The sequence below is a fragment of the Methylorubrum rhodinum genome, assembly GCF_014199935.1.
GTDB lineage: Bacteria > Pseudomonadota > Alphaproteobacteria > Rhizobiales > Beijerinckiaceae > Methylobacterium > Methylobacterium rhodinum.
Genome location: NZ_JACHOP010000001.1, coordinates 392,786 through 406,609 on the forward strand (window position 1 = coordinate 392,786; position 13,824 = coordinate 406,609).

The 13,824-nt window shown below is 71.0% G+C and carries 12 protein-coding genes; 5 read left to right on the plus strand and 7 right to left on the minus strand.

Annotated elements, in window-relative coordinates:
* Window positions 1–12: 12 nt before the first annotated feature.
* Entirely contained in the window at window positions 13–1,845 is a 1,833-nt protein-coding gene (locus HNR00_RS01750; RefSeq protein ID WP_183563860.1) for an aminopeptidase P family protein, read from the plus strand.
* Here HNR00_RS01750 and HNR00_RS01755 read toward each other — a convergent pair.
* Window positions 1,832–2,167: a DUF6883 domain-containing protein gene (locus tag HNR00_RS01755; protein ID WP_183563863.1), complete on the minus strand. Its 336-nt coding sequence runs from the start codon at window positions 2,165–2,167 to the stop codon at window positions 1,832–1,834. The genes HNR00_RS01750 and HNR00_RS01755 overlap by 14 nt on opposite strands.
* Window positions 2,164–2,451: a DUF4926 domain-containing protein gene (locus HNR00_RS01760; protein ID WP_246390166.1), complete on the minus strand. Its 288-nt coding sequence runs from the start codon at window positions 2,449–2,451 to the stop codon at window positions 2,164–2,166. Before HNR00_RS01760 ends, HNR00_RS01755 begins: the two co-directional genes overlap by 4 nt.
* A 71-nt stretch (window positions 2,452–2,522) precedes the next feature.
* On the opposite strand from HNR00_RS01760, the gene HNR00_RS01765 reads away from it, so the two are divergent.
* Both HNR00_RS01765 and HNR00_RS01770 read left to right on the plus strand, forming a co-directional pair.
* Window positions 2,523–2,987, plus strand: coding sequence for a low molecular weight protein-tyrosine-phosphatase (locus HNR00_RS01765; protein WP_183563866.1), 465 nt, complete (start codon window positions 2,523–2,525; stop codon window positions 2,985–2,987).
* Complete coding sequence (locus tag HNR00_RS01770; protein WP_183563869.1) at window positions 2,984–3,787, plus strand: fructosamine kinase family protein; 804 nt, start codon at window positions 2,984–2,986, stop codon at window positions 3,785–3,787. Before HNR00_RS01765 ends, HNR00_RS01770 begins: the two co-directional genes overlap by 4 nt.
* 102 nt (window positions 3,788–3,889) lie before the next feature.
* On the opposite strand, the gene HNR00_RS01775 is transcribed toward HNR00_RS01770, so the two are convergent.
* The 3 genes from HNR00_RS01775 to carA all read right to left on the minus strand — a co-directional run bounded on the left by HNR00_RS01775 (window position 3,890) and on the right by carA (window position 8,895).
* Window positions 3,890–6,007, minus strand: a complete 2,118-nt coding sequence (locus HNR00_RS01775) for an ABC transporter ATP-binding protein/permease (RefSeq protein ID WP_183563872.1) — start codon at window positions 6,005–6,007, stop codon at window positions 3,890–3,892.
* A gap of 294 nt (window positions 6,008–6,301) precedes the next feature.
* Window positions 6,302–7,567 (minus strand): adenylate/guanylate cyclase domain-containing protein, encoded by a 1,266-nt coding sequence (locus tag HNR00_RS01780; RefSeq protein ID WP_183563875.1) that lies wholly within the window; start codon window positions 7,565–7,567, stop codon window positions 6,302–6,304.
* 68 nt (window positions 7,568–7,635) lie between these two features.
* Window positions 7,636–8,895, minus strand: a complete 1,260-nt coding sequence (gene carA / locus HNR00_RS01785; protein ID WP_183563878.1) for a glutamine-hydrolyzing carbamoyl-phosphate synthase small subunit — start codon at window positions 8,893–8,895, stop codon at window positions 7,636–7,638.
* Window positions 8,896–9,086: 191 nt separating this feature from the next.
* Between carA and HNR00_RS01790 the strand changes: the two genes are divergently transcribed.
* Window positions 9,087–9,545, plus strand: a complete 459-nt coding sequence (locus HNR00_RS01790) for a GatB/YqeY domain-containing protein (protein WP_183563881.1) — start codon at window positions 9,087–9,089, stop codon at window positions 9,543–9,545.
* Window positions 9,546–9,560: 15 nt separating this feature from the next.
* Here the strand turns inward: HNR00_RS01790 and HNR00_RS01795 are convergent, their stop codons facing one another.
* Complete coding sequence (locus HNR00_RS01795) at window positions 9,561–10,718, minus strand: L-dopachrome tautomerase-related protein (protein WP_183563884.1); 1,158 nt, start codon at window positions 10,716–10,718, stop codon at window positions 9,561–9,563.
* Window positions 10,719–10,729: 11 nt separating this feature from the next.
* The gene (locus HNR00_RS01800; RefSeq protein ID WP_183563887.1) at window positions 10,730–11,692 is read right to left on the minus strand and encodes an SMP-30/gluconolactonase/LRE family protein; all 963 of its coding nucleotides are present in this window, start codon (window positions 11,690–11,692) and stop codon (window positions 10,730–10,732) included.
* 122 nt (window positions 11,693–11,814) lie between these two features.
* On the opposite strand from HNR00_RS01800, the gene dnaG reads away from it, so the two are divergent.
* The gene (gene dnaG, locus HNR00_RS01805; protein WP_183563890.1) at window positions 11,815–13,722 is read left to right on the plus strand and encodes a DNA primase; all 1,908 of its coding nucleotides are present in this window, start codon (window positions 11,815–11,817) and stop codon (window positions 13,720–13,722) included.
* The last annotated feature ends 102 nt before the right edge of the window (window positions 13,723–13,824 follow it).

Below are 13,824 nucleotides of genomic sequence, written 5' to 3' on the forward strand. Positions count from 1 at the left end.
AACCCTCCTCCCATGACGCGCGCCCGCTTCCAGACCTTCGACGATCCGAGCCACGCCAAGGGCCCCGAGCGGATCGAGGCCCTGCGGGCGGCGCTCCGCGAGATCGGGGCCGACGGGTTCGTGGTGCCGCGGGCCGACGAGCACCAGTCGGAATACGTGCCGGCCGATGCCGAGAGACTGGCGTGGCTCACCGGCTTCACCGGCTCGGCCGGCACGGCCATCGTGCTGCAGGAGAGTGCCGCGCTGTTCGTCGATGGCCGCTACACCGTGCAGGCCCCGGCCCAGGTGGATACCGGCATCCTCACCGTGGTGTCCGTCGCCGAGACCACCCCGGAGGCGTGGCTCGGCGCGCACCTGAAGAGCGGGCAGATTCTGGCCTACGATCCGTGGCTGCACACGCCGGACGGCGTCGCCCGCCTGAAGCGGGCCGCCGCCAAAGTTGGCGCCACACTTCGCGCGACGGAAAAAAACCTCGTCGATGCCGTCTGGGCCGGGCGGCCGCGCCCGCCCGCGGGCCGGGTCGTGGCCCATCCCGAGGCTCTGGCCGGCGAGAGCGTCGCCGACAAGCTGGCGCGGGTCCGCGCGGCCTTGGCCGAGGGCGGGCTCGACGGGCTCGTGGTGTCCGATCCGCACAACCTCGCCTGGACCTTCAACCTGCGCGGGGCCGATATCGGCCACACGCCGCTGGCGCTCGGCTACGCCCTCGTGCCGGCGGAGGGCCGGGCCGCACTCTATCTCGGTTCGCCGGCCATCGATCCCGCCCTGCGCGCCGCCCTCGAACCGCTGGCGGACCTCCATCCGCGCAGCGCGTTCCCCGAGGCGCTGGCCGCCCTCTGCGTCGGGGCCGCGCGGCTGCGGCTCGACGCGGCGACCGGCTCGGCGGCGCTCCGCGCCCTGGTGGAGGCGGCGGGCGGCGTGGCCGATGTCGGGCCCGATCCCGTCACCGCCATGAAGGCGGTCAAGAACGCCGCCGAGATCGCCGGCGCCCGCTCCGCCCATCACCGCGACGGGCTCGCCGTGACGCGCTTCCTCGCCTGGCTCGACCGGACCGGGCCGGTGAGCGAGATCGCGGCGGTGGAGGCGCTGGAGGATTGTCGCGCGGAGGGGGGTGCGTTGCGCGACGTGTCGTTCCCGACGATCTCGGGTTCGGGCGCCAACGGCGCGATCGTGCATTACCGCGTCACCCGCGCCACCGACCGGTCCTCGCAGCCCGGCGAACTGTTCCTGATCGATTCCGGCGCCCAATACGCCGACGGCACCACCGACATCACCCGCACCGTCGCGGTGGGCGAGCCCTCGCCCGAGATGCGGGAGCGCTTCACCCGCGTGCTCAAGGGCCACGTCGCGATTGCCCGCGCGGTCTTCCCCGAGGGGACGACGGGGGCGCAGATCGACGCGCTGGCGCGCCTCAGCCTGTGGCAGGCCGGGCTCGATTACGACCACGGCACCGGCCACGGCGTCGGCGCCTTCCTCTCGGTCCACGAGGGGCCGCAGCGCATCGCCAAGACCGGCACGGTGGCGTTGAGGCCCGGCATGATCCTCTCGAACGAGCCGGGCTACTACAAGCCAGGGGCCTACGGCATCCGCATCGAGAACCTCGTCCTCGTCGAGGCGCGGGCGATCGAGGGCGCGGAGAGGACAATGCTCGGCTTCGAGACGCTGACGCTGGCCCCCCTCGACCGGCGGCTGATCGATTTGGGCCTGCTCGGCGAGCGCGATGCCGCCTGGGTCGATGCCTACCACGCGCGGGTGCGGGAGAGCCTGGCGCCCGACCTCGACGTGCAGACGCGGGACTGGCTGGAGGCGGCGACGCGGCCGCTCGCCGGGGGCGTCAGCGCCGCGTGAGCGGTACCGCGGTGACGAGGCGCCACGCCGTGCCCTCCTCCGGCTGCCAGACGCTGCGCACCCGCGGGTCGCGGCCGTCCGGCGTGTGCAACGGACCCTCCACCACCCATCGCTCGGGCGTCACGGGCGTGGAAGGCACGAGCGTGCCCGGGTTGAGGAGGAAGTGCCCGATCAGGGCGTCGGCCATGATGCCGGGTTTCGTCGGATCGAATCCGAAGCTCAGGAAGAAGCGCGCCTTGGGCCCGCCTTTCGGATGATCGACGTTCAGGAGATAGAAGACGATCTTGTCGTTGGGGATGCGGAGCGGGCCGGACCCGCTCAAGGCACGGGTCGCCCTGTGAAGACCACATCACCGGCCGCGACCGTCGCGAGCGCGCCCATCGGCTCGGGAAACTCGACCTCGTAGGCCTCGCCGCCGCCCCAGACGGCGACCACGGTGCCCTCAGTCCCGGCCGGAACCGTATCGCCGTCCATCGTCGTCACGGCGACCAGCACGCGTACGTCGTCGAGTTCCCGAAGCGCCGCCTCGGGACGATCCGCGCGCCACTGATGGACGACCTCGACCGACATCGGCGAGAGAGTGCGATCCAGGCTGCGGGCCGTCAACTCCGCGGTCGCCGTGGCCCTTCCTCTCGACGGGTGATTCACGTGGGCGCGTGCGTGATAGACTGGCCTTCATGACCACCATCCTCTTCGTCTGCCTCGGCAACATCTGTCGCTCGCCCTTGGCCGAGGCCGCGTTCCGGTTCGAGGCCGAGCGGGCCGGGCTCGCCGTGACGGTCGATTCCGCCGGGACCGGCGACTGGCATGTCGGCGAGCCGCCGGACCCGCGCGCCATCGCGGTCGCCCGCGCCCACGGCCTCGACATTTCGGGTTATCGCGGCCGGCAGGTGGCCGCCGAGGATTTCGAGGCGTTCGACCATGTGGTGGCGCTCGACCACGCCAACCTGTCGCGCCTGCGGGCGCTTCGGCCGGAGGGCGCGCGGGCGGAATTGAGCCTGCTCCTCGACCACGTGCCGGGCCGGGCGGGCGAGCCGGTGGCCGACCCGTATTACGGCGGACCGGAGGGGTTCGAGACCACCTGGGCCGACGTGACGAGCGGCGCCCGCGCGCTGGTGCGCCGGATCGCGGAAGCGGCGTGAGCGCGGCGCTCGCGCGCCGCGCCGCCGCGCTGCTCGGCGGAGACTTGGCGCAGACCCGGACCTTGCCCGGCGGCGACCTCTCTGAATGCGTTCTGATCCGCCTCGCCGACGGGCGCGAGGCGGTGGCGAAGTCGGGCCCCGCCCCGCGGATGGAGGCCGCGATGCTGGCGGCGATCGCGGGGAGCGGCGCTCCGGCCCCGGCGGTGCTCGCCGTGGACGACACGGTCCTCGTGCTGGAGCGCTTGTCCGATGCGGGCGCGCCCGCGCCGGCCGAGCTCGGGCGCGCGGTGGCGCGCCTGCATGCGGTGTCGGGCGCGCGTTACGGCTGGCATGCCGACTACGCCTTCGGGCCGGTGACCATCGCCAACGCTTGGAGCGACGACTGGCCGGCCTTTTGGGCCGAGCGGCGGCTGCTCTGTCATGCGGGCCACGTGCCGGGGGCGCTGATGCGCCGCCTCGAAGCGGTGGCCGCCGACCTCAAGAACCGTCTGCCGGCCCGGCCCCGTCCGGCCCTGCTCCACGGCGACCTGTGGGGCGGTAACGTGCTCTCCGACGGTGTGCGGGTCACGGGGTTGATCGACCCGGCCTGCTACCACGGCCATGCCGAGGTCGATTGCGCCATGCTCGCCCTGTTCGGCCGCCCCGGCCCCGGTTTTCGCGAGGCCTACGGGCCGCCGGAGCCGGGTGAGGCCGAGCGCGCCGCGATCTACAAGCTCTGGCCGGCTCTGGTGCATCTCCGGCTGTTCGGTGCCGGGTATCGCGGGATGGTCGAGGGGTTGTTGGAGGCAGCGTGGGTCTGACGACGCGCCTTCATCCCGAGGTGCTGCGCAGCAGCCTCCGGCTGAGCGCCTCGGGATGAGGGGGATGGGTGGGAGAAGGCGGCTCCGCCTTCTCCCGAAAAACTACTCCGCCGGTGCCGCGAGCGGCGCCCCGGCCCGCGGCTCGAACCGGCCCTCGCCCGTCGGCACCATCTCGATGCGGTTTTCGTGGTGCTGGTGCAGGGTCGAGCGGTGGCCGATCGAGACGATGGTGGTGCCGGGCAGTTTTTCGCGCAGCGTCCGGTAGATCGAGGCCTCGCTCGCCTCGTCGAGGGCGGCGGTGGATTCGTCGAGGAACAGCCAGTCGGGCTTGGCCAGGATCGCGCGGGCGATGGCCAGGCGCTGCTGCTCGCCGCCCGACAGCCGCCGTTCCCAGGTATCGACCTCGTCGAGCCGGTTGGAGAGCGCCGGAAGCTGCGCCGCGATCAGCGCGTCGCGGATCGCCTCGTCGGAATACTGGTCGGTGGTGTTGGGATAGACCACCGCGCCGCGCAACGAGCCGAGCGGGATGTAGGGCCGCTGCGGCAGCACCATCGCGGACTGGCCCTCCGGCACGTCGACCCGGCCCTTGCCGAACGGCCAGATGCCGGCGATGGCCCGGAACAGGGTCGACTTGCCCGAGCCCGAGGGGCCGGTCACCAGGGTCGCGCCGCCCTTGGGCAGGGTGAGGGACGCCGCCCGCACGATCTCGCGGCCGTCGGGCAGCGCCAGCGTCAGGTCGCGGCCGGTGACGTCGCCCGAGCGGTCGTGGCCCTGCGCGAGGCCGTAGCCCGCACCCGCCAGCGCTTCGGCCTTGGTCATCGCCCGCTTGAACGCGCCCAGACGAATGGTGTTGGCCTTGTAGGCCGCGAGCGTCGTGTAGGCGGTGATGAAGAACGACAGCGAGTTCTGGACGTTGCCGAACGCGTTCGAGGTCTGCTGCAGCGTCCCCAGCGTGATCTTCTTGGCGAAGAACGACGGCGCGGCGATGACGAGCGGGAAGATCGTGCTCGCCTGCCGGTAGCTGAAGGTGAAGGCGATCAGCTTGATGCGCCGGTAGATGATGCCGACGTAGTTGTCGATGATGGCGTGAAACAGCCCGGTCAGCCGCGAGGCCTCGGCCCGCTCGCCGCGCAGCAGCGCGATCTGCTCCGAGTAGATGCGGTTGCGCGCCAGCGCGAAGCGGAAGTCGGCCTCCACCTGCTCCTGGCGGAAATCGAGGCCGATCAGCGGCTTGCCGATGATGTGGGTGAGCCACGTGCCCACCACCGCGTAGGCGATCACCAGCCAGACGAGGAAGCCCGGCACGATCGTGTCGGTGAAGGGCAGCACGAAGTCGCGCGAGAGCGTCCACAGGATGACGATGAAGGAGACGAGCTGCGCGGCTTGGCTGAGCAGCCGGATCGACAGGCCCGCGGTCTGCTGGATGAAGGCGTTGACGTCCGACTGGATGCGCTGGTCCGGGTTGTCCGCCTCCTCGTCGGTGAAGGGGATGCGGTAGTGGGTGCCCTGGCCGAGCCAGCGCTCGTACAGGCTGTGGGTCAGCCACGTGCGCCAGCGGACCTGCAGCGCCGAGTCGACGTAGAGGTCGAACATGCCGATGACGATGTTCAGCGCCGCCAGCGGCACGAAGATCCAGACGATCTGATACCAGAACGCCGCCGCGTCGAGCGCCTGCAGCGAGTTGTACATGTCGCGGTAGAAGAAGTTGAAGCCGAGCGTCAGCGCCACGTCGGCGAAGTTCACGAAGATCGACAGCCCGACCAGATTGCGGCCGATCTCGCCCTCGGTGCGGCCGAACCAGCGAAAAAGGCCGATCTCCTTCGTCGGCGCGTCGCGGTTGGCGAAGTAGGGGTCGGCGATGAGCGTGATGTCGCGGATCGGGCGCCAGTGGGAGATTCCCAGTACGATGCCGGCGAAGACCACGGCGCCGGTCGCGGCGAAGTCCGGCGGCAGCAGTGCCGCGACGACGCCCGGCAGCGCCCCCATCGCGGCCAGCGTCTTGGAGAGCGCCAGCAGCAGGTAGCCCAGCCCGTAGACCGAGACGAAGATCTTCAGGTAGGCCGAGATCTCGCGGGAGGCGTAGAGCAGCCCCGCCATGGCGAAGCCCGCGAGCGAGACGTAGAGCGGCGGCGAGGGCAGGCCCGGCATCGCGAGCAGCAGGAGCGCGACGAGCGCCGTGAGCGCGGCCTGTAGGCCGAGCCCGCTCTTGAATGCGGCCACGCGGTCGTCTCCCTCTCGCTCTGCCGGCCCGGACGCCTTCGGGAGGCGCAGGTCTTGTTCCGGTCCGGGACATCGCCGAATTCGGCGGCCCTGGCTATCCGTCTTGGCGAGATCGGGGCGCGGGCACGCGCCTGTCACGTGAATTTTCGGTCATGTCGGGGCGCGCGCAGAGCGCGACGGCGGACGCGGTGCGACACCGTGGACCGGCGATGGCCGGACGTTTCCACCTCTGGCCGTCCTTGCTGCGGATGTTCGGCAAGTCGTTGATGGCGGCGGGGTGCTTGAGTGGCGCGCTCAGCCCGCCTTCGCCAGCGGCTTCGATTTCCGCTCCGGCCGAAACACCGCCATCGGCTCGGGGAAGCCGTCGAGGGGGTGGCTGCCGAGCGGTTCGGGATCGCCCCAGAGGAAGTCCACGAACGGCTTCGACATCAGCAGCGGCTCGCCCAGGATGCGGTTGAGCCGGGCCAGCCGGCTCGCGAGGTTCACGTCGCGGCCGATCACGGTGAAATCGAGCCGCGTGCCCGAGCCGACATTGCCGTAGGCCGCCTCGCCGTGATGCAGCGCGATGCCGGCATCGACCGCCTTGCCGGAAAAGCGCCCGACCGCGTTGGCCTCAGCCAGCGCGGCGAGCGCCGATTGCGCAGCCGTGAGCGCGCCTTTCGCGGCACTTCCCATGTCGTCACCGGATTCGCGAAAAATCGCGAGCAGGCCGTCGCCGAGATATTTCAGCACCTCGCCGCCCTCCCGCTCGATCGGCGGGACGAGGCAGTCGAAGAAGGCGTTGAGGAGATCGACCGCGCCCTCGGGCGTCAGGTCGGCGGAGAGGCGGGTGTAGTCGCGCATGTCGGCGAACAGGATCGCCGAGCGGATGCGCCGCACCTGACCGCGGCGGATGTCGCCCGACAGGATCGCCCGGTGCGGCTCGTCGCCGACATAGATGCGCAGGACCGTGTCGAGCTGCTTATTGAGGAGCCGCATCTCCATCACCGCGGCAAGCGTCGGCATGACGAAGCGCAGGATCGCGATGTCCTCGTCGCGGAACCCCTCGCCCGAGCGGGTCGCGAAGGTGATGCCGTTGCGGGTGCCGTTGGTGAAGATCAGCGGGGCGACGATGTAGTGGGTGTAGCCCGCGGCCTTCAGCTCGGGGATGACGGCGTAGGCGTCGTCCGGCGTGCGCGCGAGATCGAGGACGAGCCACTCGCCCGATTGATGCACGGTGTAGAACGGGCTCTCGCGATAGGCCCTCTCGGACGCCTCGCCGTGGGGAAACAGCCGGACGCTCGATCCCTCCTCGCGGGTCCAGCGCCGGCCGACGCCGGAATACTCGGAATGCAGCGTGTCGATGGCGGTGGTCGCCCGATCGATCGGAACGCCGATGGCGTCGAGGCGCTGGGCAAGGCCGGCCAGCAGATCGTCGGCCTTGGGCAGCCGCGCGCCCTCGCCCAGCAGCCAGTCGCGGATGCCGACGCAGGCCTGGAGCGCGCCGAAGGGTACGTCCTCGGCCTCCGATCCGTCGGCGAGGGCGGTCGGGGCTTGTCGCGGGGCGTCCTCGTCGAGCATCCGCGGAAATTGGTCACTCCGCCGGGCAAAGCAAGGCTTGCCCGCTCATGGATGCCCGGCGGCGGGCGTCAGCCGCCGGATCGGGCGCGCTCCGGCTTGTTCTCCCGCATCAGTCTCACGAAACGCTCGAACAGGTAGTGGCTGTCGCGCGGGCCCGGCGAGGCCTCCGGGTGGTGCTGCACCGAGAAGGCCGGGCGGTCCGTCAGAGACAATCCGCAATTCGAGCCGTCGAACAGCGAGACATGGGTCTCGACCGCGGTCTCGGGCAGGCTTTTCGGATCGACCGCGAAGCCGTGGTTCATCGAGACGATCTCGACCTTGCCGGTGGTGTGGTCCTTCACCGGATGGTTCGCGCCGTGATGGCCCTGGCCCATCTTCACCGTGCGCCCGCCGAGCGCGAGCCCCATGAGCTGGTGGCCGAGGCAGATGCCGAAGGTCGGCACGTGGCTGTCGAGGAGCTGGCGGATCACCGGGACGGCGTATTGCCCGGTCGCGGCCGGGTCGCCGGGGCCGTTCGAGAGAAAGACGCCGTCCGGCTTCATCGCCATGATCTCGTCCGCAGTCGTCGTAGCCGGCACTACGGTGACGTCGCAGCCGGCCTCCGCCAGCAGGCGCAGAATGTTGCGCTTCACGCCGTAATCGATCGCGACGACCTTGAGCCCCTCTCCGGCTACGCGCGAGCCGTAGCCGCCCTTCACCGCCCAGACGGTCTGGGTCCAGGCGGAAGGCTCGCGCGAGGTCACCGGCGGCACGAGGTCGAGGCCCTCCATCGGGGCGAGCGCGGCGGCCCGCGCCTTGAGGGCCTCGCGGTCGAACCGGCCTTGCGGATCGTTGGCGATGACGGCGTTGGGCATGCCGTGGTCGCGGATCAGGGCGGTCAGCGCGCGGGTGTCGATCCCGGTGATGCCGACGATGCCGCGGGCCTTCAGCCAGCCGTCGAGATGCGAGGAGGAGCGCCAGTTCGAGGGCTTCGTGACGGCGGACGCGATCACCGCGCCGCGCACGCCGGAGGCCGGGGCCTGGTCCAGGCTCTCCAGATCCTCGTCGTTGGTGCCGACATTGCCGATATGCGGGAAGGTGAAGGTGACGATCTGCCCGGCATAGGACGGATCGGTCAGGATTTCCTGATAGCCGGTCATCGCGGTGTTGAAGCAGACCTCGCCGTCGGCGACCCCCTCATGGCCGATGCCGAAGCCTTCGAGCACCGTGCCGTCGGCGAGCACGAGCAAGGCCGTCGCGAGCGGCTCGGCCCAGGGTTCGGGAGTCTTGGTCTCGGGGGCGTTGCGCGCGGGATCGGCGCGCAGGGTCGCGGGTTCGTCTTGCAGCATGGGTCCGATCCGGCTTATGTCCGCCGCCTCGCGCGGCCCGTCCTCGGGGCCGCGGGGATGTGCGGGATCTTAAGCCCGGCTCATAGCGAGCCCGTGGCTTCGGGGTCAATCTGGGCGCGCCCGCGTGCCCGTGCAATGCGCTGGCGACACAGGCCAGCCCCGCACCCACTCACGCCTGGAGTTACACCGTCATGCTGCGCGAGCGCATCACCGCCGAGATGAAGGAGGCCATGAAGGCCCGCGAGCAGCAGAAGCTCTCGACGATCCGCATGATCCAGGCGGCGCTCAAGGACAAGGACATCGAGGCCCGCGGCCTCGGCAAGGGCGAGACGAGCGACGACGACATCCTCGCGCTGCTCCAGAAGATGATCAAGCAGCGCCAGGAGGCGGCCGGCGTCTACGAGCAGGGCGGCCGGCCCGAACTCGCCGAGTCCGAGCGGGCGGAGGCCCAGATCATCCAGACCTTCCTGCCGCAGCAGCTCGACGAGGCCGAGACCAAGGCCGCCATCGCCGACGCCATCGCCGAGACGGGCGCGGCCGGCCCGAAGGACATGGGCAAGGTGATCGGTACCCTGAAGGGCAAATACACCGGACGCATGGATTTCGGCCGCGCCAGCGCGCTGGTGAAGGATGCGCTCGCCGGCAAGTGAGCTTCACGTGCGGATCTATGCCGGCCCGGCATCGATCCGCATGCGGAAGATGCCGTAGGGCGATTGCTGGCGATCGACGCCGCCATTGTGTTCCGGGCGGCGGTTCGCCTGGGCGGCGGAGAGGTAGAGCCAGCCGTCCGGGGTGATCCAGAACGTGTCGGGCCAGACCAAGTTCGGGTCGCGGGCGATGATCTCGATCCGCCCGTCCGGGTCGCGCCGGCCGATGGCGCCGAACTCCTGGAGGCTGAGATAGACCCGGTCGCGCGAATCGGCGGCGAGCCCGCCGGTCAGGCCCTTCTCGCCGAGGTCGCGCACGGTCTCGGCGACCGACGCGTCGTCGCGGGCGGGATCGAGCAGCGCGGCGGTCTCGACCGCGTAGAGCCGCCGGCTCATCAGCGGCGTGTAGTAGAGGCGCGCGCCGTCGGGGCTCAGCGCGAGGCCGTTGGCCCCGCCCTGGATCGGGCTCGTCGTTCCGTCGGCCTTGCGCTTCAGCAGAACGCGGCCGTCGACGATCTTCAGAATGCCCTCGACCGATTGCGTGCTGACATGGCCGGCGAGGCGGCGCAGTGCGCGGCCGCTGGCGAGATCGACGGCGATCAGCGCGCCCGCGCCGTCCTGTCCCTGGTCGGTGATGTAGGCGACCTCGCGGCCCGGCCTCGCATCGACCCGCAGGTCGTTCAGCGACGAGGTTTTGGTCACCACGTCCTGCAACGGGATCGTGCGGGTGATCGCGTTGCTCGCGAGATCGAGGCCAACGAGCTTGGCCGCCCCCGGCACCGGCTCGCCGGAGGAGGCCATCAGCCCCGCATCGAGCAGCCACAGCCGCCCGCGGGCATCGACCACGCCGTTGGGAACGTGGAACAGCCGCTCGTTCGCCCTGGCCGGATCGGGGCGGTTCACCGCCTCGTCGGGATAGGGCACGACGCGGCCATCGGGAAACACCTCGCCCGCGGTGAACACCGTGCTTTCGTCGAAGCGGGGCATGAACAGGAACATCCGGCCGTCGGGCGCCAGCGTCAGCCCGGTCGGCGTCGTCGGCGCGCGGGCGGCGACCGCGAGTTCGAGCGGGCCGGTGCCGGGCTCGGCCAGCGCCGGACGAAATCCCGTGAGGCTCGCAGCGAACAGGCCTGCCGCGCCGCCGAGCAGGTGGCGCCGTTCGATTCCTGTCGTCATCCTGGAACCTCTCACGCCGGAACGCGAGCGCCGCGCACCCGCGTCTCGACCGCGAGCACCTTCGGCCCGGCGCAGATGTACAACCGGCGCCCGTCCGGGCCGCCGAAGGCGATGTTGGCGCAGGGGCCCTCCGTCGGGATGAGGCCGAGGAGGGCGCCGTCCGGGCTCCACACCCGCACGCCGTCGCCGGTCCCGGCATAGACCCGGCCGTCGGTGTCGGTCTTGAGCCCATCGGGGACGCCGGCTTCCAGCCGGGCGAAGATGCGGCCGTTTGAGAGCTGCCCGCCCGAAACGTCGAAGGCCCGGATGGTCCGCGGCTTCGAGCCGTCGGGCGCCCTGCCGCTCTCGGCGACGTAGAGGACGCGCCCGTCGGGCGAGAAGGCGAGCCCGTTCGGCTGATGGAAGTCGGTTGCCGCCGCGGCGAGCGTGCCGTCCGGCGCGAGGCGGTAGACGAAGCTTCCGGCCTGCTCCGAGGGGCGCGGCTCGCCCTCGGAGGCCTGGGTGATGCCGTAGGTCGGATCGGTGAACCACACCGCGCCGTCGCCGGCCACGACGGCATCGTTGGGTGAATTGAGCCGTCCGTTCCGGTAGCGCTCGGCCAGCACCGTGAACGACCCGTCGACGTCCTGGCGCACCACGCGACCGGTGCGGTGCTGGCAGGTGATGAGGCGCCCCTGTCCGTCGAGCGTATTGCCGTTGGCGTTGTGCGACGGCTCGCGAAAAGTCACCGGAGACCCGCCGTCGGGGATGCGGATCATCCGGTTGCGGCGGACATCGCTGAAGACGAGGCTGTTCAGCGCCGGCACCCAGACCGGTCCCTCGCACCACTCCCCGTCCGCGTAGAGCGTCCGAACGTGCGCACCCGGTGCGAGGATCGCGGCGAGTTCGTCCGCGGCGAGCGCGGCGAGAGCGGCGAAGGGCGCGAGCAGCGCGATGCCGAGGAAGGGGCGGCGGGTGAGGGTAAGAGCCGTCATTGGCCCGCCAACGCGCCGGGCGGGTGAAGGCTCCGGCGGCGAGACTCCGTTAGGCACTCGGCGCTAAACTACGCCCCCACGCCGGAGGGCGTCCGCGGTCGGCCATCGAAGCGAAACAATCCGTGCGCTACCCGCCCCACATCCTCGAAGAGATCCGCACCCGGCTGCCCGCCTCCGACGTGGTCGGGCGGCGGGTGAAGCTGAAGAAGGCCGGCCGCGAGTGGCGCGGCCTGTCGCCGTTCAACGTGGAGAAGTCGCCGAGCTTCTACGTGAACGACCAGAAGCAGTTCTACCACTGCTTTTCCTCCGGCAAGCACGGCGACATCTTCACCTTCCTGATGGAGACCGAAGGCGTCAGCTTCCCCGAGGCCGTCGAGCGGCTGGCGAGCGAGGCCGGCGTCAGCCTGCCGAAGATGACCGTCGAGAGCGAGCAGGCCGAGGCGCGCCGCACCGGCGCCCTCGACATCATGGAACTCGCCGCGCTCTATTTCGAGGAGCAGCTCCGCGGCCCCGGCGGCGGCGAGGCCCGCGCCTATCTCGACCGGCGGGGCCTGGGCGAGAACACCCGCCAAAAATTCCGGCTCGGCTATGCCGGGAGCGCCCGCTACGCCCTGCGCGACCACCTCGCCGGCAAAGGCATCGAGCGCGACACGATGCTGGAGCTGGGGTTGCTCGCCACGGCGGAAGGCGTCGCCGTGCCCTACGACAAGTTCCGCGACCGGGTGATGTTTCCGATCCGCGACGTGCGCGGGCGGGTCGTCGCCTTCGGCGGCCGGGCGATGCAGGCCGAGGCCAAGGCGAAGTACATGAACTCGCCGGAGACGCCGCTCTTCCACAAGGGGCGGATGCTCTACAACCTCGACCTGGCCCGCAAGTCCGCGCACGACCGCTCGCGCATCGTCGCGGTGGAGGGTTACGTCGACGTCATCGCCATGACGCTGGCGGGCTTTCCCGAGACGGTGGCGCCGCTCGGCACGGCGCTCACCGAGGACCAGCTCGCCCTGCTCTGGCGCCACGCCGACGAGCCGATCCTGTGCTTCGACGGCGACGGCGCCGGCCAGCGCGCCGCCTTCCGGGCGCTCGACGTGGCGCTGCCGATGCTGGAGCCCGGCAAGTCGCTGCGCGTCGCCATGCTGCCGGGGGGCCAGGACCCGGACGACCTCGCCCGCTCCGGCGGTGCCGCCGCGATCGACGCGGTGCTGGCCTCGGCCCAACCGCTCGTCGACGTGCTGTGGGCCCGCGAGACCGCGGCCGGCGCCATCGACACGCCCGAACGCCGGGCGGGCCTCGCCAAGACCCTGCGCGAGGCGGTGGCCGGCATCCGCGACGAGACGGTCAAGCGCTTCTATCGCGACGAGATCGAGGGGCGGCTGCGCGGACTTTCGGGACGGCCGGAGCGCGCCGAGGGCGGTTATTCCGCAGGGCCGCGCGCCCCCCGCGCACCGTTCCAGCGCCGGCCGCGCCCCGGCGATCCGCCGCCTTCGCCGCGCATCGTCACCGGCTTCAACCCGCTCCTGAAGGTCACCACCCAGGCCCCCGTGCAGGGCGGACGCTTGGCCAAGCGCGAGGCGATGATCGTGGCGAGCCTGCTCGCCCATCCGGAACTGCTCGGAATCGAGGAGGAGGCGCTCGCCGCCCTCGAACTCGTCAACCCGGACGCCCAGGTCCTGCGCGACCTGCTGCTGGAGCGCGCGGCGGACGTGGATGCGCTGGAGCCGGAACTGATGGAGGCGCGCCTGCGCCGGGCCGGTCTGGAGGAGGCGCATGCGCGGCTGACGGCCCTGGTCACGTCCGGCGACCGCTGGATGCTCGATCCGCATGCGGATCCGGCGCGCCTGGAACACACCCTGCATCAGGCGGTGATCTTGCACCGACAGGCGGGCGCGCTACATAACGAGCTTCACCAAGCCGAGCGCGCTCTTGCCGAGGATGGGTCCGAGGCCAATTTCGCGTGGCTATGCGACGTGCAGCAGCAACTCGCGGTGATCGCCGCAGCGGAAGCCGAAGCGGAGGTCTCCGGGCAAGAATGATTTTGCGGAAGCGTGGCCCCGCTGCGATGGCGGCAGGCCGGACGTTATGGTTAACGGACGGTCAAGGGGCGTCGCGCTAGAGCGAATGCAACGAGAATCGGC